The sequence below is a fragment of the Helicobacter suis HS1 genome, assembly GCF_026000295.1.
GTDB classification, from domain to species: domain Bacteria; phylum Campylobacterota; class Campylobacteria; order Campylobacterales; family Helicobacteraceae; genus Helicobacter; species Helicobacter suis.
The window spans coordinates 1,626,421-1,653,184 of sequence record NZ_AP026769.1; the positions used below are offsets into that span (position 1 = coordinate 1,626,421).

Below are 26,764 nucleotides of genomic sequence, written 5' to 3' on the forward strand. Positions count from 1 at the left end.
ACACATGGCACTTAATCTAAATAACATTAATATCGCTAATTGGAAGAATGACCCAAATGTCAGCGTAAAAATCGCTGAGCAAATAGAATTAGCCAGTTGGGCAAAAAGCCCCTTTGAGCCTTTAACAGGGCGGGGCAGTGATAGAGGTGTAAGAACTTATCTAATTGATGATGTCCAGCCTTATAGACCACGCCTAAAAGCCCAGCTTAGTGGTAGCGGTGTAAGAGGCAATACAGATTTTAACGCTAACTTTGATAATTTAGAAATTCTAAGCCAAACCATTTATCCCGAAGTGGTGGGTAATGCGATCAAATCAGAGATCAAAGTATACAGCGCGCTAAAACATATTGATTTTGTTAAGGAGGCTAGCGATAGTCTAACAGAGTGGATACAGGCTAAACGCGATCGGGCTTTAGTTTGTGCACTGAGCAATGACTTTACTAACGCGGTGGTGTGTGATAAAGCAGAAGGCTATAAAACCCCCCAGTTAAAACAAAGTGTCAGAGATTTTAGCAAAACCATAACCAAAGATGACACGATGAACTTAAGGGCGATTAGACGCGCCATATTCCAAGCCCGCGCGGGTGTCAAGCATGACAATAGCCAAGCCTTCCCCATTAAGCCAATTCGTTCTGAAATGGTGAATAATGGCGGGGTTGTTGTGCAAAACTACAGCTACATTATCCTACTAGATAGCTACCAAGTCAACCAACTAAAAAGCGATAAGGAGTTTCAAGACCTCCAAAAATACGCCGGAGTTAGAGGGGATAAAAACGCCCTTTTTAGCGGCATTATGGGAGTTGTGGATAATTGCCCGATCTTAGATATGGGCGTATGGACTAGCATGAATGTAGGGCTACTGAACTCTGAGGTAGCCGATGAGGAGTTTAAGGCTAACATCAATACCCAAAATGTTAGCAAAATCACCCCCCCTAGTAGCTATGCAGCAGATACCCCAGTAAGTATTGGGGCATTAATTGGAGCAAGTGCTTTAGTGCTAGCAGGCAATAGCGCGATTAACTTTTATATCAATGAATCCGAAGATGCAGGCAGAAAGACAATTTGTGGGGTTGATCGCATTTTAGCCATTAGCAAAGCCCGATTCCAAGCAGCTAATAATGTGCCCAGCGTGTATAACAATACAGACTTTAGTGTAATTGGGCTATTTAGCGCAAAGATTTAAGGAGGAAAAAATGACCCAATATATCCAAAATATTAGCTATCTAGCTGTGGTTAAGTTTAGACTAGATGAACCCAACAAAGCTTTAGTACTTCTCCCAAAGGGGGCTGAAGTGATTAGCCTAAATCTTGAGATAGTAGAACCCCTTAACGCATCAACTACCATTGATATAGGGTTAGACAAGGCAGAAGACTACTTTTTAAACGATATTAAAGCTGACAAAAAAGGCTTTAGCCAATCTAGCTAACTACTTCACTCAAGCACTAACCAAAGCATTAATGCCACAATCACCAATCCGGCTAAGCCAACTAAAGAAGTAGAAACTGAACCTAAAGAGGCTCAGCAAAACACAGAAAGTAAAGGCAAAGCCAAAGAACTTAAACCCACTGAGCCCAAACTAGGTTTAGCAATCTTGCGTGTGCACTACTTTATGCCTAGCCAAATCCAAATAGAGATTTAAATGTATCTAGGTGGCCTAAATATTAGTAGCGCCCTTCAGGGTGCAGGAGTGGGGCATAACTTTAGTAACTTTAGCACAAGTATAGGCGAGAAATTAGGTGGTAGTGGGATAAGCAGTTTAGGGAGCAACTTAGGCAATTCTCTAGGTTTATCTAGCATGGTAGGCATAGGTGCACAAGGGCTAGGAGCGGCCTTAGGAATAGCTAACTTAGGCTTTGGGATACATTCTACTTTAGAGCAAACCAAACTAGCCAAAGAAAGCCTAAAGCTAGCCCGCCAGCAATTTATGGAAGAGAATAAGCGCTATGAAGCCAGAGAAAACGAGCGAATCAATGCTAATAAAGAAATTGCCAACACCGCCAGCAGTTATAACCTAAATCCCCAAACCCCGATGAGTAGAGAATGAGACTAGTAGAGTTTAAGAGCGCAGGAGTGGTGGAGCTACTAACTAGATATGGGCAGATCAAGTAAAGCTAAATGTAGAGAGCTCTGCCATGCTAGCTCCTAATGCACTCTCAGAAACCTATGTATTCAAAAATGATCATCAAGTGATAACCTTTAGTGTATGTGAGGGGCAGGGCACACTTAACCCACTGGATTACCCTAAAGCTTATCACTTTGTAGAATTAGATGTAAAAGCCCTAGAGCTCTACCTAATGCACCAACAACGCCCCACTAGTGCAAAGCAAGCGGAATTAATACAGGCCTTTCTAACAATCTATGATCTCAACATTTCTAAATCCAACTACTATCTAACCCCGCCATACTTTAAAAAAGTGGAGGAAAAACTACTATGTTAGCTGTGATTGAAGTATTAGAGGCGATCAGAAGTCGCCTTAAAGATGATGATTATACAAACCTAAGATTTAGTGATACAGAACTACTAGATACACTTAATAGCGCCCTAAAGGCCTTAATTGTGGAATTCAAACTAAACAAACGCCAAAGCACACTAGAGTTTAAAAACGATGAATCAATTCAGATTGAGAACTTGCTAAGTATCCTTGAGGCCTACTACAATAACCAGATCATAGAATGCACCCAAATACCTAGCAACACCCTGAGTCTAGTAGTCAATCAAAACACCTTAAGTATCGCCCCCTTCACTTCGGGTAATCTAAGAATTACTTATTGTGCCCATGAGGAGTTAACTAACATTGAGGACTTTATAAAAGTGCCCGCACTAGCCAAAGACGCGCTAGTGTATGGCACACTAAGCAAGTTATTAGAAATCCCAACTAATGAAAATAACCCAAATACAATCGCGATTTATAAGCAATTGCTCAAAGAGGCTAAAAACACCCTAGCACTCTACTTAAATAATCTCTTTGGGCAAAATACCCACTTCAGTAGGGTGGTGCGCGTATGAATATCAATCGCTTTATACGAAATTTCTTAGAACTTAGAGAGGCACTAGGGACTCAAAATTGCAGCACTAAAGAACTTAATAGTTTATGCATGCAAGGCGCGCTAGAGTTTGAAAAGCTTTACCTGCAAGAAAGCCAACAAGCCCTAGCAGAGGAACAGGTTAAAGCGCGCATTGAAATAGAGTATCTAACCGCGCAATATAACCTAGAGGCCACTAAGGCTAACACCCTAAATAACTTGATTCAGTGCGCTAGCATGCTAAAGAGTTTGAAAGATAATGCCGCCATTAACCGCGCAAATGCTTATGTGAGTTTTTTACAAGTTGTGGGCAATGCAAATAATGGATCGGCTATTGGCCAACATGCTAACAATGTGATCAACACTATTAATCTAATCGGTATGGATAGCCAGACAAACACCTTAGAAGAGTGCTTGAAAAATCTAACTAAAGAATTAGATAACTTTAATAACCTCGCCGGAGCGGGCGATACAATCCAGATTTTTAGCCAAAGTTTAGAGACGCTACCTAATCACCCCGTGAAGGTGTGGGGCTTTAGCACCCTTAAGGATAGCACCGACAGCTTTAGAGTTGATAACCAGCCTAGCATTCAGGGCTCTACCATGTTATTTAGCGCCAGTGAGCCTAAGACTTATACAATCACCTTTAGCAGTGCTAACACCACCCAAACAATCAGCAAAAGCCTACAAATTGTCGTCAAAGATCAAAATCTCAAACATCTAAAATAGGAAACACAATGGATAACCAAACCCCCATTCAAGATTTAGAAAACCTCCCCGCTACTCCTAAGCTTGAACCCGATACTAGCGACATAGCAGACTTAATCAAACCTAGCCAAATCCCTACAGCTGACTTATACAAAGACTTCACCCTCAAGCTTGAGGAGGCGCTTGAAAATAATAATAATTGGAAAGAACAAGTTTATTGGTGCCTAGATGGGCTAAATAGGCTACTGAATGCCTTTATTGACTTTAGAAAAGTGCAAGATGACAGCCTAAAAGAGTTGCCCAAGATTGAGGCACAAACTGAATACATCAAAGATCAAGTTAAACGCATTGAGCAGATCAGCCAGACATATAATGCCTACTTTGATGAGTTCAACTACATTATGGGCAAGAACAACGGCCTTATTAATCAAAACTTCGCCTATGTGCAAAATGAAATCAGCCTAGCCAATAGCATTCTGACACAGACTACTAACAATATCCACGATATTTTAAAGTACAAGTCTGAAGTAGAAAGCACCTTAAGTAAGCTTAATGCCTTGCCAGAAGCCCAAAAACGCTTAAATGAGTTATTTAGTAAGTCTGAAGCCTATTTAAACGATCTTAACAAGGCTACAATAGAGGCACAAACTAGTATAGGACAACACAGCATAGAAGCCCAAAACGCCCTACAATCTCTAAGAGGCCAGCTAGATACTAATTTAAGTCAACGCGCTTTAGAACTCCAAAACAGCCTAAAAAGTCTTGAGAGTAGTTTGGCTGAAAATGTCAAACAAAAGTTAGAACAAAACAATAATAAAATTGAGGAGTACAAAAAGCTAGCCCAAGAAAAGATACAAGAAATGGCGCGCTATTTAGCTGTAGCGATCAAGTTAAGAGATTATGCACAGGCCACTCAAAAAGCCCTAGATCAAATCCTGAAAGAGGCGCTAGATCAAATCAACGCCACTACCGCTCACCAAAAGTTAGCCATAGAAACCCACACAAATAGCCTAATTGATCAAAGTAAGGAAAGTATCAAAGAGTATCAAAAATCCATGATTAAGGAATTCAACAAAGATAGCGCCCCACTAGCTGCAGCTCTAGCCACCATTCAAACACTTCTTGAAAAACTACAGGCTAGATCAACTAAATTAGGCCTAGACTTCACCACCACAACCTATACAGAAAACGCCACTTTTGCAGTGCCTAAAGCAGGGATTTACTACTACGTGTTTTTGCAAGCAGGGGCGGGTAGTAACACCGACGGGAATAACCAAAATATAACGAGCTTTGGCGATAAGCTAAGTATCAGCAACACCAGCACCGCTACAAGCGGCACTGTAAAGAGTGCTTGGCTTAAGCTAGAAAATCAAGAAAATATTAGTATTAGTGTGGCTAGTGGAGGCTTATGCGTAGTTAGCTATGCAACTAGGTTGAAGCTTGAAGATGTGGCTAAGGATAGTATCGCTACAGAAGGTGCGTAAAGCACAGAAACTACAGGAGAGAACTAAATGTATCCAGACATCAGCGCAGGTAGAGGCGGATTAGCGCTATTCACTGAAAGTTTGAACAATCTTAGAGGCGCGCATGCCAATATGGCTAATGCTATGCAAAACTTTAGCGCGCAATTGCAAGGTGCAGCTAATAGCACGCATAGTATCTTAGAAAATGAGGAACAAAAGGCCTTAAAGCAAAAGGTGATCGATCATAACCAAAGAATGGATTTAGCCATGCAAGGCTTTAGAGAAAATCAGGCTCAAGCCGCACAAGACTACCAGCAACAAGTCTTTAAACACTCTCAGGCAATGGATCGAGTCAATAACGCCTTAAAAACCAATGAACTTAAGATAAAGCAAGCAAAAAATCAGGCAGATATTGCAGCCAGTAATGCCGCTACTACCGCCCAAAATGCCCAAAACTTCATACTAGGATCAACTATAGCCACAGGCGGGGGTGCAGAACACATTAAAGCCGCCCAAAGCCTTAAAAGGCCACTATTAGGCAATTTTAGACCCCCTAACTTACAAAAACCTATGATCAAGACTAAGATGACCACACCCCCGCTATCCACTCCACAACTCACTACAGCCCAGTTTAACCCAATGATACGCCCATGAATAAAGAGGAAATCAAAAGAGAACTAGCTTTAAGAGAATTAGGCAAAAGAGACCTTTATACCTTTATCAAACTCAAGTGGGAGCGCTATAACCTAGCGCCCTTTATGGAGGGGTGGCATATTAGATACTTAGCTAAAGTGCTTGAAAACACTTTGCCAAATAGTGAGGAACTCATCACCCGTTTAATGATCAATATGCCCCCTAGCTATGGTAAAACTGAAATTATCGCAAGGTGTTTTATCGCTTGGAGTTTAGGCAAAGATCGATCGCGCAAATACTTTTATATCAGTTATAGCGATGATCTGTGTAGAAAGATCGCTAATCAAGTGCGCGATTTGATGAAGTCAAAATTCTTTAGCTAGATATTCCCCGAACCTTTAGAATTCTTACAAGATAACGCCCAAGAATTTGTGTTAAGAGAAGGCGGAGGCTTATTTGTTACCACTCTTAAAAGTGCTTTAACAGGCTTTCATGCCCACCAAATCCTAATAGATGATCCAATTAAAGTTTCAGAAATGGGCAGTAAAAGCGCAATTAAGGCCGTGCATGCCAACTTTAAAGAAAGTGTGCTAAGTAGACTACAAGATAATAAAAGCAACATCACTATCTTAATGCAAAGACTAGGCTTAAATGATCTATGCGGCTACTTACTTAATCCTAGAGAGTTTGAAGAAGCTAGTATTGATGAGTGGAAAGTCATAAAGCTACAAGCCATTAATGAAAATCAAGAAATATATAGCGTGGGTAACTTTAACTATATCCGTCAGCCTAAAGAAGCCTTGTTTAAGCAGCGCCACAATTTAGATCAACTAGAGGAACTAAGACTACAAATGGGCAATGATGAATTTAGCGCCCAGTATCAGCAAGAACCCATTAGCACGAGCGGGGGCTACTTTGATGAACAATACTATACAAATGTTTTTGATCATGAATTAGGCCAGATCAATACCTACATTTTTGTCGATAATGCACTCAGTCTAAAGCAAAGTGCAGATAATCGCGCTGTAGTTGTAGTGGGTGTGGAAAATTACAAAAATAGCGCTAGATATGTGGTGTTAGAATGTTATTGTGGCATATGGAGCGAAGAGATCACCATAAGCTATATCTTGCAGGCTAAGGCTAAATTTAAAGAAGCTAAAACCTATATTGAAAGCGACGGGGGCGGGCTAGTGTTGCACCGCCTATTAATGGTAGAGTTAGCCAAACATAACCAACGCGCTAAAGAGAACTACACAGAGGGGCTAAATAATGCGATCACTTGTTATACACCTAGTAGACAAGTCAGCAAAGTAGATAAAATTAAAGCCATGCGACCCTATTACAATACGGGCTATCTAGTCTTTAGCCATACCTGCAGCAATCAAGCCCAGATCAAAAAAGAACTCTTTAGTTTTAACCCAGATAAGCCCTTTAAGCAAGACGATACCATAGACGCGCTAGCTAGTGCAATCAACCACCCAGAGGTTAAACCCCCCTTTATTAGCCAAAGTAACAACACCTACAAATCCCAAACCCATACTAGCACTAAGCGCACATGGAGGATATAGAAAGCCGCGCAAATGCCACAATAGGCAATAATGCAAACCTAGAAAGCCAAAAAAAGAGAAAAGGCAAGAGTGTTGGAGTGGCTTAAATGTGGCTTAAATAAGCAAGTTTTAAGATTATAGTATTAGGCTTAGCTATCTTGAGTATGATAGGCTAAAGTTAAACAAAGCCTAACCCTTGAAAGATTTTAAAAATTTAGCTTAAATACACTCACTCTAGGCTAAGCACATCTTAGTTAGGCAGAACTCTAAGAGCAAGGTTTTAAAAGCTAGCCTAGAGTAAACCCTACCCCTTGATAAACTTTTTAAATGTAGTCATACTCCGATCATGGCTACACTAGACTTTAACAAATTAGAACAAGACGGAATAGACACTAAGCAAGTTTTAGACTTTGTAAAATCTAGCAATAGCAACTTTAACCACGCAGAACTAGAAAAGTATTATGAAAGTCAAGGCTTTAATCAGGCGCAGATTAATAGTGCCCTATACAATGATCTTAAGACTTTAGGCACTAATTTAAACATTGAACCACTCCAAACAACACCACAACTACAGCCCACTAGCTTAAATGTAACAGATCACCAAGATGACCTAACAAATACGCTTGAAGTTGTGCCTACTAAAGCCCTTGATCCAACAAAGAATACAGCGCCACAGAATGAGCTATTAGCCCAAACTAATACTAACAAAAGCCCTTTAGAGAGCTCTAGGGCTGTAAGTGAACAAGATGTAAAAGCGCCACAAAGTAGCCCTAGCGCTAAGAGTGTTACAGAAAGTCAAGAGCTCTACACAAGCAAAAAACCCTTTAGTTTAGAGGATTTAGAACAACGGGCAAGTAAGCTAGATAGCCTATTTAACCAACTCACCCCAGACATGCTTAAAAGCAAAGAAGCAAAAAAACAAGACTTAGAATTAGATAGCCTTGTTCAAGAAGCCATAGAAAACAGAGTGCCTTATGCAAAACTCCCGGAGGCAATGAAACAACATTTAACCTACAAAGGCCTTTATGGGGGCGATCTAAGATTAAATAAGGGTGAAAGAGAATACAAGGCAGAAATCACCCGCCAAAGTATTTTAAAAGTTAAGAATGCTAAAGACTTAAGTCAGGAACAGAAAAGCCAAATCTATCGCGATAGAAACATCTTAACGAATTACTTTAATAGCTTATTCAAAGATGAAAACGAGGACTTAAAGGAATATCAAGAAAATTTAAAATCTCAAGCGATCACTAAAGACCTCCAAAAGGCCATAACGCTGTATGACAATATCGCACCCGGTAAAAGTGTAGCTAGTTTGATCTTTGGGAGTGATCCTAAAGAAGTGGCAGAATATAGAAAAGGCGCAACAGATATTGCTAAAGGTTTAGGGTTTGATAACTTAGAGTTTAGCAACAAGGGCGAGATTTACGCCATTAAAGATAACAAAACCTATAAAAATAATGATAGTTTCTTTGATAACTTTAAAAACATTATTGCTGCCAATGCAGGCAGTATAACAGGGAGTTTAGTAGGCAGTCTAGTAGGCGCAGCTAAGGGGGCAAGCAGAGGCAGCAGAGGCGGATTAGTAGGCACTATTGCAGGCGGAGCAATTGGGGCATTTGTTGGAGGTGCAGGTGATGCAGCCCTAACTAATTTTGTGCTAAACCGCGATCAAAACTTCAACGAAACAATCAAACATGCCACACAAGAGGGGTTATTAAGTGTAGTGGGTGATGTTGCCTTTATGGGCGCAGCTAAGGCTATTGCTAAAGTAGGCGACATTCCTAAAGCTTTAGGTAGAGCTAGTGATTATCTACCCGTAGTGGGCACACTTAAGCGGGCAATGAGTGGAAATGATAGAGCCGCACAAAGACTTATCAATCAGGTTTACACTCCAGAACAAGAACAGGCCTTAAAAGAATTTGGGCAAAGCTTTGGAGGTGGGACTAAATTTGAAAATGCTAAAAGCCCACTAAGAGAGAAAATAGCAAGTAGTTTTGGGGAGGATAGCGGGGCGCTTAAAGCCTTTGATAGTGCTTATAATATTCTAACTTTGCCCACACATACAGAGAGACAAGAGGGCTTTATTAGGGCTATTAGAGCCGATGAGAGCGGGAATTTATTAGCCTTTCTAACTGAAGCGGATCTTAACAAAATCGCAAGTAGAGCCCCTTAAAAGTATTCTAAACAAGACTACAGCAAACCTAAAAGAACAGCTTGAAAATCTCCAGCTAAATAAGGGCGATATAAAGGCAATCTTTGATGATCTAGAAAAAGGCACTAAGGAAAGTTATAACGACGCTATAGACAAAACAATCCCAGCGGTGCTAACAAACGATATTAAGACCACACTAAACCCAGAGAATAAAGCCAATGGATTAAGTTTTAACCAGTTTAAAGCCGAGTTAAAAGATCAAGGTTTAGATCAAGAGGCTAAAGGCTTTTTAAATGTGATTGAGAAAAACATTTATAACCCTGCAGGGGTGAACTTTAGACAACTCAATAGCTCTCTTAAGCTCCTTAATGCTTATCACAAGAATACTAAAGACCCTAACTTTAAACAGGTGAGAGGGACTTAGTTAGAAGGGTTTTTAAGAAGAGACATTAAAGCAGGCATTGATAACTTATTTGAACAACTCCCTAAAAATAAAGTAGATCAATACAAAGAACTCTACAACACCGCGCTAAATGATTATGCGACTATGAAACAGACCCTAAAAGATGTTAAGAAATTAGGGCTAAGAGATGCGCACAATAGCACAGAAAAAGCCCTTGATAGCCTTATTAAGTTTACTAAAGGGCAGGGTGATAAGCTAGATAATCTCAGTGCCATTAGCAAAGGTTTAAGTAACTCTAATAGAGAAGTCTTAGAACTTAATATGCTTGATAGACTTTTTAAAAAATCCCTTGTTGATGCCCAAGATATTAGCGTGCTAGATAGCTTTAAGTTTATGAATGCGCTAGAGGAACTTAAAGAGAGTAGTTTTAAAACTCAAGGCGCTAAAGACTTTATAGAAATTGCTAAGGGCTTTCATAGATTATTTAATCAAGATAGCGCTATTGCTAAAGCGCTTAAGCCCACTACGGGGGGAACTATTGGAAGTAGTATTGCTACTAGTGTAGGCGGGGCTGCACAATTCCAAGTTACTAAAGCCGCCTTTGGCTTTATTGTTAGAACTCTGCCCTATATCCCCTTTGCTAAAGCACTCAATGATAAAGTAAGTGGTGCAGCACTCAGATATCACATTAAAGCCGCATTAAATAAGAGCCACAGCATAGAGGCCTTTAAACAAAATCTTAACAAAATCGCAAGTAGAGCTGAATTTAGCAACGCTACTAGAGCCCTAATTAGAGAGATTGAACAGAATTTACCTAAGAGTGTGGAGGGTGGGGGCACTCAAACAAATATAGAGGGGAGAGCTCTACAAAATGAAGTGCCTGTAAAGGTACAAGATCAAGCACAAGTAGTTAAGGCACAAGAAATACAAGATACAGAATTAGCGCCTAAGAGTGTGGGCAACACACCCGCAGCAGAACAAACACTACCCACTAAAACCAAATTAGAAAGAGATTTAGCCCCACAAGAAATACACGAGGTAATTAGCAAGTGGGATTTAAGCGCCACAAGTAATAAGAGTGGCAAACAAAGATTAGTGGTTGCTAGAGTAGAAGCAAAGGAGGCAGAAGAACTAACAAAAGCCCTTGAATTCACAGGTGAGAGGGACTTAGTCCGAGAGATCGACTCCCACCAAGTGATCCACGCCCTTAAACAACATGGCGATATAGCCAAAGAAGCGCAAAGAGGGCAAATTGCGATCAACTTAGAGGATATTAGCCACTACATAGACACCATAAAAGAAGCCGACTTTAAGCATATCCAAGATAATAGGCGCGTGTTATATGCTAAGCAAGTTAACGGGCATGTTGTTGTGATAGAGGAGGCGTTAAGCGGGCAAGATAAATTAAGATTTTTTGATATGTGGAAACAAAGAGGCAAGCTTAATAAGGAAGTATTGCTATCCCACAGCCAACGCCCTAACACGACTTCAAGCCTTAATCTTGAAGGCCATATGCCTAGCAATATCACGACCCCTCCTACGCCTTCCTCAAAGGGATACGACTTAGACCGAACTCTAAGCAGGGGTTATCAGCCAGAGGCTACTAAATCCCCCCTTAAAAGTCAAGAGACTAACACTAATAACTACATTGATGTAGAAGTGATCGATCACCCTAAAGCACTCCCCTACAAGACTACAGGACAGATTTATAAAGAGGCTAAAGCTAAGGGTTTAAGCTATGTAGAGTTTAAGGCTTTAAGAGATCAAGAAAAAGCCACTAGAGCCCTACACACCACAAGATACATTGAGTTTAAAAAAGCTGAAAGTCAAAACATTAAAGATTTGCTAGATTCTAGTAAACCCTTAAGAATGCTTAAACCTACTGAAATTACAGAGAGATTATTAGATCAGGTTAAAAAGCACAATGCTAAGGTGTGGGTTGGAGAACTTAAAGATTTAACATTAGCTAATCAACTTAAGCTAGATACAAACCACCCCATTAAAATTACCTTTAATGGTAGTTCACTTACCCATGTAGAAAAACAACACGGCCAACATTCCATTCACTATCTTAAAAACAAACAACCCCCAGTAGGGATACAAGATATTAGGGAGTATCCTAAAGTGATCAATGAGGCGGATGTAAGCAAGATTATAGAAAACAAAGACGGCCAAAAGCTATTAGCTAGTGCTAAACAAATTAACGGGTATTTTATGGTGGTAGAGACTATTAGCACAAAACACAATGAGCTAAAACTTAAAACACTTTATAAGGAAAATGGAGAGTGGAGTAAAAATAAAATCTTTAGCGATAATGGCAACATGGGTTTACGACTATCTAAAGATAGCGAAGACTCGCTAAGCCCTAAACCTAGTGTCCACTTAGACGCACGACCCCAAGTTACCACCCCCGATAGTAGTAGCCTCCCCCTTAAAAATCAAGATGAGTTAACCCCTGAAGTACAAGAACTTCTAACTAAAATTAGGCAGGATTGGAATAACAAAGTTAACAGCAATTCTAAAACAGACTTTCAAAAAGCCGTGAACAAACATTTAGGCTTAGAAAATGGTAATTATTCCCCTAATCTATCGCCTGATGTGAAAAAGGCCTTAAAGCATAGCTATGATCAAGATAGTTTGAGTATTGCTAAGGGAATTGAAATAGACTATCCGATTAAAGCCACCCAAACCCTACCCTACTTCAAAACCGCTTTAGAAAATCCAGATTATCTCTTGCAAAACTTAAGGGGGGAATTGAAATTTATAAAAAAAATAGATGAGGATCATTACGCGGTAGTGCAGTGGAATAGGTATTTTAACAGCTTTGATCCTAAAAAGGATACCCCATATTGGCGCTTAGAATTATGGGATCAAGAATCGCTAAAAAGTGAACTTAAATACACTAATTCAACCGACCCTATAGATTTAGCAAGAGGATTTACTAGCAAACAGATACATAATGGCCAATTAGGCTTTAGCAAAGAGGAAGTAAACAAATGGCGTTTAGAGGAACTAGAAAGAAGTAATGCACACAAAGCAGCATTACAAAAAGATATAGAGGAAATGGTCAAAGAAGAGACCTCAAAAAAGAACACTAAACCCAAAAAAGCCAAAGATTATAACCAGCCTGAAAAGATCAGTTTAGATAATTTATACAAAGTCTCTACAAATCTACCGGTGAATGCGAGCTTTGGGAAAAATTATACTTCCTATCGGTGGAATGGCAAGAAAGAAAAGGCCATTGAGGGGCTTTTACACTTAATGTATGAAAAAACGCGCAGGAGTGGCCAAATTGCCCCCGCATTCTACAGACAAGATTTAGGCGGCATTGATGTATATACACAATTTGAACTTAAAAGCATTGGAGGCTCTGGTATCAAAGATCAGCCCAGTAAAGGCCTAGAATTACTTAAAGATCAACCACAAGACTTTTTAACACCTGTTGGGCAAGCTAATAAAGACTTTCAAAAATGGCGCAACACCCATTTAGCAGCTTATATTACTAAAACGATCTTAGAGGGTGATGTAATAGAAGTAGGTCATAATAAAGTCATTTTGAGCATGAGAGATACCTACAATGGCAAGATATGGGATATTGAAGCAGGAATACATTTTACAAACAATGCAGACCCCAGCCAGCCTAAGCGTTATATGCTTGAGGAGTTTAAAGTTAGGGAAGTCAAAGAGAAACCCGCATTAAGTAGAAGTGAGGGAAAGACTTCCACTACTAAATCAGAAAATCAAGAAATCCCCCATAATAAAGCCTTTGGTACAAACTTTAAAGAGTTTTACCATGATCCTAAAGGGGCAATTGCTAAACTCATAGAGGTTAAAGAAGGCCAAGTTGCAGGGGCATTTTATAGAGAGGATTTAGGCGATATAGATTTGGTGTGGGGGGGAATTTAGAGATCAAGGTGGTAAGCTTAAAGGGCATGGACTAGCTAAGATCGTAGAAAAACACCTTGATGACTTTAAAGGGTTTGAGGGGAATAGTGCACTTGAGAAGTTAGGTAGGGGGTTGGAGGAAATAGTAGAAAATGGAAAAGTAGTTATGCAAGAAAACCAAAGAGCTACGATTGTATGGCACGAAGGGAAACACTTATACAAAGTGGGACTTAAAAATAATTGGATGGGCAAACCAACTAAAAATAGATGGATTGTAACCGCCTATCAAGATAACAAGGTGAAGGAGAAGCCTTAAAGATTATCCACTCCAAAGGCTTTACTAGTAACGAGACTCTGTTACTAAACTCCAAAAGAAACATTACCATAACACCCCTTAAATCCTAACATGAATATCAAACTTACCACCACCCTAACCTTGTTACTCACCGCCTGCACCCCCCCGCGTTATCTACCAAAAGGTTTATATCCCCACTAAGTGTAATATTATTAAGCCAGAGAGACCGCCTAAAAGTTTGCACTTTATAGATTATCTGAAAGAGTTGTTGATCTACACTGAAAGGCTAGAAAAAGATTTAGAGTTTTGCACAAAAGAGATTAAGCCCACACCTACAAACCCCGCACAAGTGGCACAATAACCATATCTAAACCATTAGAGAGCTAAAAAAGAGAAAAGGGGCAGAGTGTTGGAGGGGCTTAAATGGGGCTTAAATAAGAGAGATTTAAGCTTATAGAATTAGGCTTAGCTAGCTTGAGTGTGATAGGCTAAAGTTAAAAACACATAACTATGGACACTTGCTACAAGTGAGGCGCATTAATTAGCCTAGAGCTCCACACCGCCCAACAAATGCCCATAACAACGCGGGTTTAAAGGTGTGTGAGAGCTCTACTAGGTGAAATAACACCCTTAGAAAAAACATGGCTCTAGATAATGCTATTGTAAGAGTGCGCCCCGGAGCGCTAAGTGGGCGCTAGAGCCCCGCATTCACTCCCTACAATTCACAAATCCTAACCCTTTAAAGATTTTACAAACTTTGCTAATCTAGCTAAATCCGTTGCTGATTATTCCTTTGTAGAACGGATCTTGTGGCGGGTAACCCTAAACCTTCTAAATGGCACTTAGAAACACACTCTCCCGCCACAAGTAAAGGTTAAGAATGAAAAGTTACACAGAATTAGAACAAGATTTTAGAACCGATTTTAACCACGCACAAACCAGCATTGAGGAGTTTAAAAAGGCTAAAGCTTATTATCACGGGGAACAACTCCCCCCCGATGTGTTAAATATCATTGAGGAGCGTGGACAGACCCCGATTGTGGAAAATATCTACAAAATGATCATTAACAAGATTTTAGGCTATAAGATAAGTAGCATTCAAGAAGTTAGGCTAACTCCTAGACAAGAACAAGACAAGCCCTTAGCTGATCTGCTAAATGACTTACTCAAATACTTTTCCCAAAAGCGCAACTATGATAAGGAGATTATTAAGCGGGATAGAGATTTGTTAATGGGCGGGTTAGGCGTGATTGGGTTGTGGACAATAGGCGATAGTGAGGGCAATATTGATATTGAAATTAAGGCAATTAGCCCTGAGAGTTTCATTATTGATTATTTTAGCACCGATAGCAATGCCTTAGATGCTAGGCGCATGCATAAGATGTTAGTTGTAGATGAGGAAAGCCTAAAAAGATTATTGCCCGGTGTGGAAGTGGTGTATAACTACAGCCACAAGGAACGGCTAGCTAAGATTATTGAGAGTTGGTATATTGAATTTGAGGAAGCTAGTGGGGAATTAGTTTGGAACAGATATATTTGGGGACTAGAGGGGGGCGTGTATAAAGTTGAATCTAAACCCTTCAAAAATGGCTTAAACCCCTTTGTGGTGGCTAAATATTATGTAGATCAAAATAACAACTATTACGGCTTATTTAGAGACATTAAGCCCATGCAGGAATAACAACATCATATCAACTATGCGGAGAATCGCATGGGAAATATGATGGGGAGCTTTAAGGCGATGTTTGAGGAGGATAGCGTACTTAACATTGATGAGTTCGTAGAAAACATGGCTCTAGATAATGCTATTGTAAGAGTGCGCCCCGGAGCGCTAAAAGACGGCAAAATCCAATTTATGAATAATCAAGCCGACATAGCCGCGCTAAGTGCTAAGGCTGAACAAAAACGCAACCTTTTAAAGATACTAGCGGGGCTAAATGATGAAAGTTTAGGCATGGCTATAAATAGACAAAGTGGAGTGGCCATAGCCCAGCGCCGCGAGAGTGGGCTTATGGGATTGCAAAACTTTTTAAAAGTCAGTGATGACATGGATAAGCTGATCTATGAATTAGCGGTGTCTTTAATTAGCCACTACTTTACTAAAAAGCAAGTCTTTAGAATTGTAGATAAGAAAGTTGGCGATCGCTACTTTGGCATTAATGATAACCCTACTAACATGATCAGGCCTTGTAAGTTCGATCTTATCTACAAAACCCAACTCAAAATAGAAAGTAAAGATGAAAGATTTAGCCAATGGAATGAGTTACTCAAAATGCTTAGTGGTATTAGACCTGATCTAGTTCCTAACTTATTGCCGCTTGTGCTAAATGATTTAGATAGCCCGATAGTGGCTGATGTTGAGGAGGTGATAGCTCAGGCTCAAGAGGCACAGCAACAACAAGCAGAGGCACAAGCGCCTTATCAGCAACAACTCCAAGCCCTAGAAATGCAAAAGATAGCTGCACAAATTGCGGAGTTACAAGCTAAAGCCCAAAAATACAGCCAACAAGGCGCTTTAGTAGAGGCTCACACGGCTAGCGAGCAGATCAACCAAAATTTAGACTTAGCTAACTTAGCTGCAGCTCAAGATCAAGGCGTTCAAAACCCACAAGTTAGCCCCACAAAGCCCACCCATGCACAAGGGAGTAAATGGCAAAAGTATTTTAGTGCCCAACACCTAGAGTATTAGGCTAAAAAGAGGAAAGGAGCGGCGCAAAAATGCTAAAAAACCTTGAAAATCTTAAAGGTATACTTGATAGTAATAGGATTAAGTATTATGAGTATACTAGTATAAAATATACTAAGTTAAGGCTATCAAGCGAAACATACCCAAATATTTCACGCTAAACCATTCTACCTTATTAGCTAGGAGTTAACATGCAACCCCATATAGAATTTGACCGCGAGAAAATTAGAAAAGATTTTGGAAGTTTGCCTAAATTTGCTAAGGCTTATGGAATAAGCTTTGGAGTGCTTAGATACCGCCTTGATAACCCCTATTATATCCGTATGTTGGTATCCGATAAGGTATTTAGAGCCTTTGAGCAAATGGAAAAAGATGGCTATGTGCGCATAGTCAAATGGCTACAAAAGCCTAACCCTTGATAGATCGCTTAAATCTTAGCTAAATCCTTATCCAACCTAAACTCAAGGAAGTAGCATGGATAACCTAACACCACACGAACAAGCCCTTTTAGAACAATACGACGACTATTTAGCCTATCAGGGGGCACAGGGGGAGGATGAGACAGATTTTTACGATGATGATCAGAGCTTTAGCCAAGATAGCTCACCAAACAAGGATCAATAATGGCTAAAGCGATCTTAGAAACTAGCGGTAAATGTGAAAGCAATACCAGTTATGCACTCATTGAGGCTAACCGCGTCAAAGATATTTTTAAGGGCTCTAGTCTACCTAGCTACAACACGCAACACATCAAGCTCTTTGCTCTCCCTGCGGGGGAGGAGTATAAGTATGCTATAGGACAAGCGCTAAATGAGAATGGCGAGCTTGAGGAGCTTAGCCTAGATCAAGCTAAGGCCATGCAAATTAGCAAAGTGATAAGTGCCTTTGAGCTTGAGGTGGCTAGAGTGCAAAAAGAATACATCCCCTTAGATGAAGTGCTAACCTTTGAGTTGCAGTATCAAGAAGCCATGTTAGGCATTACCCAAAATACGCCCTTTATCAATGAATTAGCTAAAGTTAGAGGAGAAAACCGCATTGATCTAATCAATAAGATTAAAGAGAAACACGAGACCTACACTACAAAGTTAGCCACACTGCTAGGGAGCAAAGCTAAGGCCGTTAAGCAAATTGAAAACGCTAGCAACATTGAGGAAGTCATTAAGATCAACTACAGCGCCCCTCAACCAACTACCTAAATAAATGCCTTTAATCTTTGATAGAGGCGATAAGAAGTATAAGGCTTATGTGCGCAACTGGACAGCGCATTATAAAAGGCTTTATTGTGAGACCCGCGATAACTACAACCTAAGAATTGATGATTATACTTGTGAATGTAACGCTATTAGAGTGGCTAAGGCAAAGGCTGATGAACACTTTCAGGTATTTAGCGATGCCTTTAGAGGCGGCAATATCGGCAATATCATAGGCGCATTTATCAGTGCTATTATTGGCATAGGACTAGCGGTATTTACAGGAGGGGCTAGCCTAGTAGCAACTATTGTTAGCACCACTGCAGCTGTAACTAGTGCAGTTACTGCTATTGTGGGTAGTATTGCTATGGGAGTGCTCAATGAACATTCTAAGAATGCTATTAGATACTATCAAAACACCACTAGCAATATTGGCATAGCCACACAGATAGCCAAAAGCCAAACAAGCGCTAAAAATCCCCGTGTCAATGCGCTAATCTATCACCCCTACGAAATTCTAGCCGAAGGCAGTATCTACAAGGACGGAGCTCCGGGCAGTGTTAGCTATATTGGCATTGAGGCCTTTAACCCCATGCGTGGGATATTAGGCACTAAATCTATTAATGTGCTAGGTGAGAAAATTAACAACCGCGCCCATAGGCATATGGCAGGAAATGCCTACTATGACGGGCTAAATTTAGACATGCCAAAAGCCCAACATAACCTTTATAATCCAAAGAATATTGAGTATCTTAAAATTAAGATTGATAGCCGCATTAAGCAACTAGAACAAGGCTTTAAAATCCCAGCAGAGAACTACTTTGGAGCGTTTGATGAAGGAGGAAATCCACTGGGGAGAATGTATGAGGAACATAGCAAAGCTGACATTACACCCATAGTTAATCACATCAATACAGAAAGCTTTATTATCCAAAACCAATACTACCGCGAGGGAAAAAGACTACCACTATTTGAGAAAATGAACCCTCCGGGCAAAGTGCGAATCAGAAGTTTTTACGAATCTAAGGGATTAGTGCATGTTAGCCAATGGCGACAAGATTATGAATTTAGTAGGAAGTATTGGTATTGGTATGATTACGCCATTGATCAAGACGGCTATATCCAATATAAAAAACGCAATGATGAAAGCTATAATGAAGGCCATAAGGTTGGCGCTAAGGTGCTAGCCTTGCTGTGGTATGAACAAAACAGAGAACCTCCAAACATAAGCGAACTAGCCCAACGCTACCTAGACAAAGAGAAACTTAACCTAAGTGTAGATGAGGAATATAGCGCGCAAAGAGCTTATGAGGACTACCTAATAGAATATTGGCACTGCTTTAGCGTATATCTACTAGATGAGACCACTAATTTAAGGCCAAATGATAGCGCTTATAGAGATTGGTATTATTGGAAATATGAGGCGATAGTAGGATTTGATAATAAACGACAGAACTACTATGATACCATTATTCAAGTGCAAAGCTGGGATCAAGTCTTTTTCAACAGCATAGTAGAACAAAATGTATCACTTAATGAAGTGGAGATTAGAAAGCAAAACACCTTTAAAGCCTTTATACGGGCTAAACTAGCGGAGCAAGAAAACTTTTATCTTGCTTGTAAACATTTAAGTTCTTTGCTAGAAATAAATCCACAAGACTTACTGAAAAAAAACGCCGCACTATTTGATCAATACCCTCAAGCCTTCCAAATTTTGCCATTACTTTTAGCTATCAGAAATCCTTCTGAAAAAAAACGCCGCACTATTTGATCAATACCCTCAAGCCTTCCAAATTTTGCCATTACTTTTAGCTATCAGAAATCCTTTAGAGATCGTTTTAAACCCTTCAGGTCAGGAAGTACCACTACAAAGTTATTTAGATAGTGCTACGGGAGTTTGTACCTTTCTAACAGAAAGTGGGCTCATTTTAAGTTCGGGGCGTATCCACAATCTAGAGGATTTTATTTTTTGTATTGAAGTAGGACTAGATAGCAATGCGCGCAAAAATCGCAGTGGCTTATTAATGGAGGCACATTTAGAACATATTTTTAAGCAAGCGGGACTAAATTTTAAAACACAAGTGAGTACAAAGGAGTTTGAGGATTTGCATCGGAATTTTGGCAAGGATATTAAAAAATTTGATTTTGTGGTTTTTCACTTATCCTAGCCTTTTGGCCTACCAACATGCTAAAATGGCGGTGGAGGGAGTAAACTTAATGAGGTGGCTAGAGCCTATCAAGAACTTGCCTCACACTTTAAAAAACACGCACAGAAACGCTTTATTTGGATCACAGATGGGCAAGGGTGGCTGGAGGCCAAAAATAAACTTGAGGAGGCTTATAAGAGTGTGTGTATCTATAATTTAAGTCAATTAGAAAGGCTATTAGATGAACTCAAAACCTAAACCCATTTTTGTAAGCGAGGATTTTAAATTCACTCTCTACCACAACGATTGTAAAGAAATCTTGGCACATATGCCAGAGTGCTTTGATTTAATCTTTGCCGATCCGCCTTATTTTCTCTCTAATAATGGCCTCACCATTGAAAGCGGTCAGATTGTAAGTGTGAATAAAGGCAGTTGGGATCGATTAGAGGGAATTGATCAAATCCATGCGTTTAATTTAGAATGGCTTAGGCTTGCCAAAGAGGCGCTTAAACCTAGTGGCTCTATTTTAATCAGCGCTACCCAGCATAATCTCTTTTCTTTGGGGCTGGCCTTGCAAACTCTAGGCTTTAAACTCTTAAATACAATCACTTGGCATAAAAGCAACCCCCCGCCTAATTTTTCCTGCCGTACTTTAGTGCATGCTAGTGAGCAGATTTTATGGGCTAGAAAAAGCCCTAAACATGCCCATATCTTTAACTATGAGCGCATGAAAGCGTTAAATCAAGGTAAACAAATGCGCGATGTGTGGACTCTGCCCTCCATTGCATCTTTTGAAAAGAAATGTGGCAAGCACCCCACACAAAAACCTTTAAATCTGCTTTTGCGCCTGCTTTTAATGGCTAGTAACAAAGAGAGTCTCATTGGCGATCCTTTTAGTGGATCGAGCAGTACAGGCATTGCGGCTAATCTTTTGGGGCGATCTTTTGTGGGTATGGAGAAAGAGCAGGATTTTATTAAACTTTCTATCAAGCGCAGGCAAGAGCTTGAAGTGCATTTAGAGGATTTTAAAAAACTAGTACAAAAAATGGGGGTATTAGAATGCTAGATATTCCTTGTGTGATTTTAACCGGAGGCAAAAGCGCGCGCATGCAGGTTCAAGGAAAACAACAAGATAAAGCTTTGCTTCCCTTTGGCACTTATCCTAGCCTTTTGGCCTACCAACATGCTAAAATGGCGCGTCTTTTTAACCAAGTTTATATCAGCGCTAAAAAACCTTATGCACTCCAAGCCAATTATATTTTAGATGAAAAGATCGATCTATTTAGCCCTTTACTTGGGGTTTATAGCGCTCTTAAAACACTTAAGCAAAGTATTTTTATTCTCCCAATAGATATGCCCCTTGTAGGCCAAAAAACGATTAATGCACTCTGTGCTCGTGCTTCTCAAGCAGGCGTGATTTATGCTAAAAGTGCACAAACCTTTTATTTAATCGGGTGTTGGCAACCTAGCATGCTGGAGGTTTTACAGCACTTGCAGATTAATACGCCCATGCGCCAAATCCTTGCTCGGGGTTTAGCCCTAGAGGTAGAAGAGGGTTTAGAGTTTAGTAACTGCAACACCTATACAGATTACCAAAACGCCCTAGCGCATTTAAAGGATAGCCATGACAGATGAGGAAAAAACAGAACTCCCCTCAGCTAAAAAGATTGAAAAAGCCCGTGAAGAGGGCAATGTTGCTAAAAGTATAGAGGTTTTAGGGTTTTTAGGCTTATTAGCTGGCTTTGGGGGGGTTTTTGCTCTCTTTAAAGTTTGGTTAGATGGCTTTGAAAGCATGTTTAGACAGTCTTTACGCTACATTGCTTTAGATTTCACGCCCCATAATTTACATGTTCTTGCGCTGCAATTATTCAAAGATATTTTATGGATTTTATTACCCATTCTTGGTTTGCTAGCCTTAGTGGCGTTTTTATCTAATGTACTGCAATTTGGCTTTTTATTTAGCCCTAAGGCCATTGCGCCTAAATGGATGAAAATTAACCCCATTCATGGCTTTAAAAATCTCTTTAGTCTCAAACGGCTTTTAGAGGGGCTACTTATCACGGCTAAGGTTTGTATTGCCTTTGTTTTGGGTTTTGTACTGGTGTATTCGTTTATAGATGAGTTAGGCGGGGTGGCGCGGTTTGACTTTAGAGATCAGGCATTGTGGTTTAGGGGTAAGGCTTTAGAACTCATCGCTAGTTTGTTATTTTTATTTTTAATCACCTCTTTATTAGATTTTCTACTCAAACGCAGGCAGTATATCCAGTCGTTAAAAATGAGCAAGCAAGAGATCAAAGATGAGTACAGACAACAAGAGGGTAACCCTGAAATGAAGGCTAAAATCAAACAGCTCATGCTTAAAAATTCCATGAGCAAGATGATGGCAGCTATCCCTAGCGCCAATGTCGTGGTAACTAATCCAACCCACTATGCTATTGCCTTGCGCTTTGAGGAAAAAGATCCAGCCCCGGTGGTGGTGGCTAAGGGCATTGATCACTTAGCTATCCGCATTAAAGGCATTGCTAGAGAACATGGGGTAGAAATTATAGAAAATCCCCAACTAGCCCGCGAACTTTATAAAGAGGTAGATGTAGATGAGGTGATTCCTAAAGTGTTGTTTGAAGCGGTGGCGATTGTTTTTGCCCAAGTTGCCCATATTGAACAAATGCGTAAAAAGCAACAAAGTACCTAATAAAGATATTTTTAGCCTAAGGATACTCCCTACCCACCCGCTAAAGTGGGATTTGTTGCCAAAGTTGACTAAAGAGATAGGCGATAGAGTTTTTTACGCTCTGAAGAGCTAGCGATGTTTAAAAGTTTGCGGTATTTTGTAATGGTGCGGCGTACCATTTTTAGCCCGAATTTTTGTTCTACTAATTTTAAGATTTGTAAATCGCTCATGGGTTGTTGGTGGTCTTCATGTTTAATGAGCTCTAAAAGAAATTCTTTAATAGAGGCATTAGAAATATCCCCCTCTAAGGCGGTGGTAAAAAAGCTTTTAATCGGGAAAACTCCCCGCGAGCATGCTAAATACTTATTAGAAATTGCCCTAGAGATCGTGCTAGCCGAGTAGCCAAATTCATTAGCAATATCTACCAAACGCATAGGTTTAATGGCCTTTCCTTTAAAAAAGTCGTACTGATACTCCACTAGCATTAATCCAATTTTTTGGATAGTTTGCCGGCGCATTTGTAAGGCATCTACTAAATCCCTAGCCTCTTTAAGTTTTTCACGCAAATAGGCGCTATTTTCCCGGATATGCTTCTCCTCTATCACCACTTTTGGGTAATAACTATCATTGAGTTGTACATAAATGCCCCCCTCTTGTTCAAGCACTAAAATATCCGGAATAACGGGAGGTAGATTTTCTTTAAAATCTAGGGCGGGAGGGTTTTTAAAAGAAGTGATGATCTGCATAGCCTTTGTGTAATGGGATAAATGGCTAAAATTTTTATGATCCTCTAAATTGTGGATAATTTTGATACAAAGATCATAAATGGGCGTATCTAGCTCATCGTGGTGATCTAGTTGGAATAAAAAACTCTCTTGTATATTGCACGCACCAATACCCGGGGGGTCTAAATAAGCAAAGCGCTGGCGTACGCTTTCATAGGTTTTAGTACTCACCCCTAAATGCGCAGCTTGCACCGTACTATCACCCTCAAAATACCCTTCGCTATTTAGATTATCTATAATGTCATTGGCAATTTGTACCGAAAGAGGTGTTGGGAAAAGAGGGGGGAGGATTTGTTCATGCAAGCTTTCATATAAAGTTTTAGAATAGGTGCTTAACATCTCTATTTTAGTTCCCAAAGCACTTTTTAAAGAATAAGGGCGCTGTATCTTGGATTTAAACGCGCTAAAATCCTCCTGCAAGCCACTTTGTACATGTACAAAGGGATTATCCTTAGCACAAATCTGCAAGGTTTCCTCAAGTTCTAAAGGATCGCTTTGTAAAATGGGTAACCAACTCTTTAAAGTTGCAGAGAGTTTATTTTTAAGTAAAGATCTAGCGCGTAGTGATCCCATGCTAAGCCTTGAAATGCTCGCCTAAATAGTATTTACGCACTAAGGCATTTTCATAAATCTGAGCGCTATTGCCACTAGCTAGCAAAGTACCGCTTTTAATCACATATGCGCGGTGGCACACGCTTAAAGTTTCGCGCACATTGTGATCGGTAATAAGCACCCCTATTTTTCTCTCCACTAAATGCTCAATGATCTTTTGAATATCTAACACCGCGATTGGATCAACCCCCGCAAAAGGCTCGTCTAATAAAATAAATTTGGGGTTTTTAATCAATGCCCTAGCAATTTCTACCCGCCGCCGCTCCCCTCCACTTAAAGACATACCCCTTCGATCTTTAATTCCTTGAATATTAAAGGCCTCTAACATTTCCTCAATTTTAGAAGAAGCCTCTTTAGAGGTTTTAAAAGTGGTTTGGGCTGCTAGCATCAAATTATCCTGTACACTTAAATCCTTAAAAATACTTGACTCTTGGGGTAAATAACCTATGCCCATGTTAGATCGCTGGTGCAAGGGATAACTTGAGAGGTCTTGATCGTTTAAATACACCTTGCCTCCGCTGGGCTGTAACAAACCACAAATCATGTAAAAGGTCGTGGTTTTACCTGCACCATTTGGCCCCAGTAAACCCACCACCTGCCCGCTTTCTACTTCCAAAGAAACATCAAAGACGATCTTTGTTTTCTTAATCTGTTTGCTTAGATTTTCCGCTCTTAATTTATCCATGTCTTAACTTATAATGGCATGTGTGTTGCGTACGCTTTAAACTCAAAATAAATGGATCAAACCCAAAAGAGCGCAATAAAGAGTATAAAGCCTCTCCTCCCCACTCAATAAAATGCACCCCTTTTTGCTCTAATTTTTCTAAAATGCCTAAAGTGAATAACTCCTCTACTTCTTTAAGGTAAAAATCATAATGGTAGATACAAAGAGTAGGGGATTGATAAACATGCAAGAGAGTAAAAGTAGGCGAAGTGGCTAGAGGGGCGTTTAAGACTTTGCAATAATGCTGGATTAAAGTCGTCTTACCACTGGCTAGATCGCCTTGTAATAAAAAAATACAGGGAAGAGTTTGGGTGTACTCCTCTAAAGCTAGCACGACTTGATCAATTTGATCTAAATTAGCCTGCATGTCTAACATTAACTATCCTCAACCTCACAATCTGTAGTACCCAAATTCTCCTGCATGGCTTTCATTAGATCTTGGTGATCTTGCATAAACGCGTGGCTAATCTCTGTTTCTGGCTTGGCCTGCACCTTAATAGCCTCTATTTTAACCCCTTTACCATAGAATTTTTGTATACATGGTTCGATCAAACTATGGTAATGCTGGTTTAAAATCTTTTTAGCCGGTTCATCTGCACTAGAATGCCACTTTAAAACACCCTCAGAAAAAGAGTGAAATGTAATGAATCGCTCAAAGACTTTACCCAATTCTTGGTTATCTTGGTAGAGTTGTTTAATAAGTTGTGTGAATAATTCTTGCGGGCTAGATTGAGGGGGTGGTGTTGTTAAAGAAGTGTTGGTTTCTTGCATGCTAGATTGCATTTTAAGGGCGCTAAGTGCTAGTACAAACCCCCCATCTGCTCCCCAGTATAAGAGTTGTTTAGCCTTAGCTAAAATCTCAATAAAGAGGCCGGATAATTTTAAAGAAAAACGACCCTGTAGTACCGCCTCTTTTAAAAAAACCCCCATTTCCTCTAAAACCATAGAAATTTCATACTCCTCTAACGCTTTTAACATGTCTTTTAAAACATCTTCTTTACACTCCACTATAGCCTTAAAAAAATCCTCTAAAATCTGTGTATTTACCATGCCAAGCATTTGGCTTACACCCTGCGCACTAATATGCTGGTTGGTATAACTAATGGCCTGATCGCTTAATGTTAAAGTGTCTCGTAAACTCCCCCCCCCACTTCTAGCCAGTATCTCTAAAGCGCTTTGCTCATAAGAAACCCCCTCTTGATCTAAAATGGATTGGAGGCGTTGCACAATAGCTTTAGGGGCGATTTTTTTAAAGTGAAAATGTTGGGTACGGCTTAAAATGGTGGCGGGTAATTTATGCGGATCGGTGGTAGCTAAAATAAATTTAACATGCGCGGGGGGTTCTTCTAAGGTCTTTAATAGCGCATTAAATGCCTCTTTAGTGAGCATGTGGGCTTCATCAATCATAAAAATTTTAAAACGACCCAAGCTAGGCTTATACTTTGTTTGTTCAATAATGTTGCGCACATCTTCAATCCGCCGGTTAGACGCGCCATCTATTTCTATAATGTCTAAATGGCGATCTTTAAGGGCATCTAGGCAATTTAAACAGCTATCACAAGGTATGCTACTAGGTCCTTTTTCACACTGCAAAGCCCGCGCAAAAATGCGCGCTGTGCTAGTTTTACCACTCCCGCGTAAACCGCTAAACAAATACGCATGGGCTAAACGCGCGTGATCAAGGGCTAGGCTTAAAGTGTTAGAAACACTTTCCTGTCCGATTAAATCCTTGAAATGCTTAGGGCGGTATTTAAGCGCAAGAGTCAAGGGCACACCTTTAGGATTAATGCAACATTATAGCCTAAAGAGGTGGGTTTCTCAAACAAGTTATGCTAAGA

At 40.0% G+C, this 26,764-nt stretch carries 23 protein-coding genes and 3 pseudogenes; 22 read left to right on the plus strand and 4 right to left on the minus strand.

Features of this window, described 5'->3' with window-relative positions; all coding sequences use genetic code 11:
• Window positions 1-4: 4 nt before the first annotated feature.
• The 22 genes and pseudogenes from OO773_RS09070 to flhB all read left to right on the plus strand — a co-directional run bounded on the left by OO773_RS09070 (window position 5) and on the right by flhB (window position 22,826).
• Window positions 5-1,183, plus strand: coding sequence for a phage capsid family protein (locus OO773_RS09070; protein WP_006564706.1), 1,179 nt, complete (start codon window positions 5-7; stop codon window positions 1,181-1,183).
• A gap of 10 nt (window positions 1,184-1,193) precedes the next feature.
• Window positions 1,194-1,427 carry a hypothetical protein gene (locus tag OO773_RS09075; protein WP_040499259.1) on the plus strand — a complete coding sequence of 78 codons (234 nt, stop codon included), beginning with the start codon at window positions 1,194-1,196 and terminating at the stop codon, window positions 1,425-1,427.
• Window positions 1,428-1,640: 213 nt separating this feature from the next.
• Complete coding sequence (locus OO773_RS09080) at window positions 1,641-2,045, plus strand: hypothetical protein (protein WP_050780222.1); 405 nt, start codon at window positions 1,641-1,643, stop codon at window positions 2,043-2,045.
• Window positions 2,046-2,133: 88 nt separating this feature from the next.
• A complete protein-coding gene (locus tag OO773_RS09085) occupies window positions 2,134-2,439 on the plus strand; it encodes a hypothetical protein (protein WP_050780223.1) in 306 nt (101 codons plus the stop codon).
• Window positions 2,433-3,008 (plus strand): hypothetical protein, encoded by a 576-nt coding sequence (locus tag OO773_RS09090; RefSeq protein ID WP_006564707.1) that lies wholly within the window; start codon window positions 2,433-2,435, stop codon window positions 3,006-3,008. Before OO773_RS09085 ends, OO773_RS09090 begins: the two co-directional genes overlap by 7 nt.
• Complete coding sequence (locus tag OO773_RS09095; protein WP_006564708.1) at window positions 3,005-3,754, plus strand: hypothetical protein; 750 nt, start codon at window positions 3,005-3,007, stop codon at window positions 3,752-3,754. The genes OO773_RS09090 and OO773_RS09095 overlap by 4 nt, the downstream gene beginning before the upstream one ends.
• A gap of 8 nt (window positions 3,755-3,762) precedes the next feature.
• Complete coding sequence (locus tag OO773_RS09100; RefSeq protein ID WP_034375333.1) at window positions 3,763-5,217, plus strand: coiled-coil domain-containing protein; 1,455 nt, start codon at window positions 3,763-3,765, stop codon at window positions 5,215-5,217.
• Window positions 5,218-5,244: 27 nt separating this feature from the next.
• Entirely contained in the window at window positions 5,245-5,850 is a 606-nt protein-coding gene (locus OO773_RS09105; RefSeq protein WP_034375331.1) for a hypothetical protein, read from the plus strand.
• Window positions 5,847-7,397, plus strand: a pseudogene (locus OO773_RS09110) (hypothetical protein). Before OO773_RS09105 ends, OO773_RS09110 begins: the two are co-directional and overlap by 4 nt.
• 325 nt (window positions 7,398-7,722) lie before the next feature.
• On the plus strand, window positions 7,723-9,549 hold the full coding sequence (locus OO773_RS09115) for a hypothetical protein (RefSeq protein WP_264828555.1): 1,827 nt from the start codon (window positions 7,723-7,725) through the stop codon (window positions 9,547-9,549).
• 148 nt (window positions 9,550-9,697) lie between these two features.
• The gene (locus tag OO773_RS09120) at window positions 9,698-9,952 is read left to right on the plus strand and encodes a hypothetical protein (RefSeq protein WP_264828556.1); all 255 of its coding nucleotides are present in this window, start codon (window positions 9,698-9,700) and stop codon (window positions 9,950-9,952) included.
• Between the two features lie 123 nt (window positions 9,953-10,075).
• Entirely contained in the window at window positions 10,076-13,837 is a 3,762-nt protein-coding gene (locus OO773_RS09125; protein ID WP_264828557.1) for a PBECR3 domain-containing polyvalent protein, read from the plus strand.
• A gap of 40 nt (window positions 13,838-13,877) precedes the next feature.
• The gene (locus OO773_RS10155) at window positions 13,878-14,132 is read left to right on the plus strand and encodes a putative barnase/colicin E5 family endoribonuclease (protein WP_406600089.1); all 255 of its coding nucleotides are present in this window, start codon (window positions 13,878-13,880) and stop codon (window positions 14,130-14,132) included.
• A gap of 859 nt (window positions 14,133-14,991) precedes the next feature.
• A pseudogene (locus OO773_RS09135) lies at window positions 14,992-16,800 on the plus strand (portal protein).
• 188 nt (window positions 16,801-16,988) lie between these two features.
• Window positions 16,989-17,216, plus strand: a complete 228-nt coding sequence (locus tag OO773_RS09140) for a hypothetical protein (RefSeq protein WP_034375309.1) — start codon at window positions 16,989-16,991, stop codon at window positions 17,214-17,216.
• A gap of 55 nt (window positions 17,217-17,271) precedes the next feature.
• Window positions 17,272-17,421 (plus strand): hypothetical protein, encoded by a 150-nt coding sequence (locus tag OO773_RS09145; RefSeq protein WP_156240603.1) that lies wholly within the window; start codon window positions 17,272-17,274, stop codon window positions 17,419-17,421.
• Entirely contained in the window at window positions 17,421-17,993 is a 573-nt protein-coding gene (locus OO773_RS09150; RefSeq protein ID WP_050780121.1) for a hypothetical protein, read from the plus strand. The genes OO773_RS09145 and OO773_RS09150 overlap by 1 nt, the downstream gene beginning before the upstream one ends.
• Before the next feature lie 4 nt (window positions 17,994-17,997).
• Window positions 17,998-19,758 (plus strand): hypothetical protein, encoded by a 1,761-nt coding sequence (locus OO773_RS09155; RefSeq protein ID WP_073115658.1) that lies wholly within the window; start codon window positions 17,998-18,000, stop codon window positions 19,756-19,758.
• A gap of 25 nt (window positions 19,759-19,783) precedes the next feature.
• Window positions 19,784-20,392: pseudogene (locus OO773_RS09160) on the plus strand (DpnII family type II restriction endonuclease).
• Window positions 20,376-21,200, plus strand: coding sequence for a DNA-methyltransferase (locus OO773_RS09165; RefSeq protein ID WP_006564059.1), 825 nt, complete (start codon window positions 20,376-20,378; stop codon window positions 21,198-21,200). Before OO773_RS09160 ends, OO773_RS09165 begins: the two are co-directional and overlap by 17 nt.
• On the plus strand, window positions 21,194-21,769 hold the full coding sequence (locus OO773_RS09170; RefSeq protein WP_006564058.1) for an NTP transferase domain-containing protein: 576 nt from the start codon (window positions 21,194-21,196) through the stop codon (window positions 21,767-21,769). The genes OO773_RS09165 and OO773_RS09170 overlap by 7 nt, the downstream gene beginning before the upstream one ends.
• On the plus strand, window positions 21,759-22,826 hold the full coding sequence (gene flhB / locus OO773_RS09175) for a flagellar biosynthesis protein FlhB (protein ID WP_034375784.1): 1,068 nt from the start codon (window positions 21,759-21,761) through the stop codon (window positions 22,824-22,826). The genes OO773_RS09170 and flhB overlap by 11 nt, the downstream gene beginning before the upstream one ends.
• A gap of 68 nt (window positions 22,827-22,894) precedes the next feature.
• Here the strand turns inward: flhB and OO773_RS09180 are convergent, their stop codons facing one another.
• Genes OO773_RS09180 through dnaX form a run of 4 tightly spaced genes read right to left on the minus strand, consistent with a single transcriptional unit; the run spans window position 22,895 to window position 26,714 of the window.
• A complete protein-coding gene (locus OO773_RS09180; protein ID WP_006564057.1) occupies window positions 22,895-24,163 on the minus strand; it encodes an RNA polymerase factor sigma-54 in 1,269 nt (422 codons plus the stop codon).
• A gap of 1 nt (window position 24,164) precedes the next feature.
• Window positions 24,165-24,887, minus strand: coding sequence for an LPS export ABC transporter ATP-binding protein (lptB, locus tag OO773_RS09185; protein WP_006564056.1), 723 nt, complete (start codon window positions 24,885-24,887; stop codon window positions 24,165-24,167).
• Entirely contained in the window at window positions 24,880-25,302 is a 423-nt protein-coding gene (gene tsaE, locus OO773_RS09190; protein WP_006564055.1) for a tRNA (adenosine(37)-N6)-threonylcarbamoyltransferase complex ATPase subunit type 1 TsaE, read from the minus strand. Before tsaE ends, lptB begins: the two co-directional genes overlap by 8 nt.
• Window positions 25,302-26,714: a DNA polymerase III subunit gamma/tau gene (gene dnaX, locus OO773_RS09195; RefSeq protein ID WP_006564054.1), complete on the minus strand. Its 1,413-nt coding sequence runs from the start codon at window positions 26,712-26,714 to the stop codon at window positions 25,302-25,304. Before dnaX ends, tsaE begins: the two co-directional genes overlap by 1 nt.
• Between the last annotated feature and the right edge of the window lie 50 nt (window positions 26,715-26,764).

Bases quoted from the DNA above. Each gene is read 5' to 3' on its own strand.
- OO773_RS09070 (WP_006564706.1), top strand. From the start codon at position 5: ATGGCACTTAATCTAAATAACATTAATATCGCTAATTGGAAGAATGAC.
- OO773_RS09075 (WP_040499259.1), top strand. From the start codon at position 1,194: ATGACCCAATATATCCAAAATATTAGCTATCTAGCTGTGGTTAAGTTT.
- OO773_RS09080 (WP_050780222.1), top strand. From the start codon at position 1,641: ATGTATCTAGGTGGCCTAAATATTAGTAGCGCCCTTCAGGGTGCAGGA.
- OO773_RS09085 (WP_050780223.1), top strand. From the start codon at position 2,134: ATGCTAGCTCCTAATGCACTCTCAGAAACCTATGTATTCAAAAATGAT.
- OO773_RS09090 (WP_006564707.1), top strand. From the start codon at position 2,433: ATGTTAGCTGTGATTGAAGTATTAGAGGCGATCAGAAGTCGCCTTAAA.
- OO773_RS09095 (WP_006564708.1), top strand. From the start codon at position 3,005: ATGAATATCAATCGCTTTATACGAAATTTCTTAGAACTTAGAGAGGCA.
- OO773_RS09100 (WP_034375333.1), top strand. From the start codon at position 3,763: ATGGATAACCAAACCCCCATTCAAGATTTAGAAAACCTCCCCGCTACT.
- OO773_RS09105 (WP_034375331.1), top strand. From the start codon at position 5,245: ATGTATCCAGACATCAGCGCAGGTAGAGGCGGATTAGCGCTATTCACT.
- OO773_RS09115 (WP_264828555.1), top strand. From the start codon at position 7,723: ATGGCTACACTAGACTTTAACAAATTAGAACAAGACGGAATAGACACT.
- OO773_RS09125 (WP_264828557.1), top strand. From the start codon at position 10,076: ATGAAACAGACCCTAAAAGATGTTAAGAAATTAGGGCTAAGAGATGCG.
- OO773_RS09140 (WP_034375309.1), top strand. From the start codon at position 16,989: ATGCAACCCCATATAGAATTTGACCGCGAGAAAATTAGAAAAGATTTT.
- OO773_RS09145 (WP_156240603.1), top strand. From the start codon at position 17,272: ATGGATAACCTAACACCACACGAACAAGCCCTTTTAGAACAATACGAC.
- OO773_RS09150 (WP_050780121.1), top strand. From the start codon at position 17,421: ATGGCTAAAGCGATCTTAGAAACTAGCGGTAAATGTGAAAGCAATACC.
- OO773_RS09155 (WP_073115658.1), top strand. From the start codon at position 17,998: ATGCCTTTAATCTTTGATAGAGGCGATAAGAAGTATAAGGCTTATGTG.
- OO773_RS09165 (WP_006564059.1), top strand. From the start codon at position 20,376: ATGAACTCAAAACCTAAACCCATTTTTGTAAGCGAGGATTTTAAATTC.
- OO773_RS09170 (WP_006564058.1), top strand. From the start codon at position 21,194: ATGCTAGATATTCCTTGTGTGATTTTAACCGGAGGCAAAAGCGCGCGC.
- flhB (WP_034375784.1), top strand. From the start codon at position 21,759: ATGACAGATGAGGAAAAAACAGAACTCCCCTCAGCTAAAAAGATTGAA.
- OO773_RS09180 (WP_006564057.1), bottom strand. From the start codon at position 24,163: ATGGGATCACTACGCGCTAGATCTTTACTTAAAAATAAACTCTCTGCA.
- lptB (WP_006564056.1), bottom strand. From the start codon at position 24,887: ATGGATAAATTAAGAGCGGAAAATCTAAGCAAACAGATTAAGAAAACA.
- tsaE (WP_006564055.1), bottom strand. From the start codon at position 25,302: ATGTTAGACATGCAGGCTAATTTAGATCAAATTGATCAAGTCGTGCTA.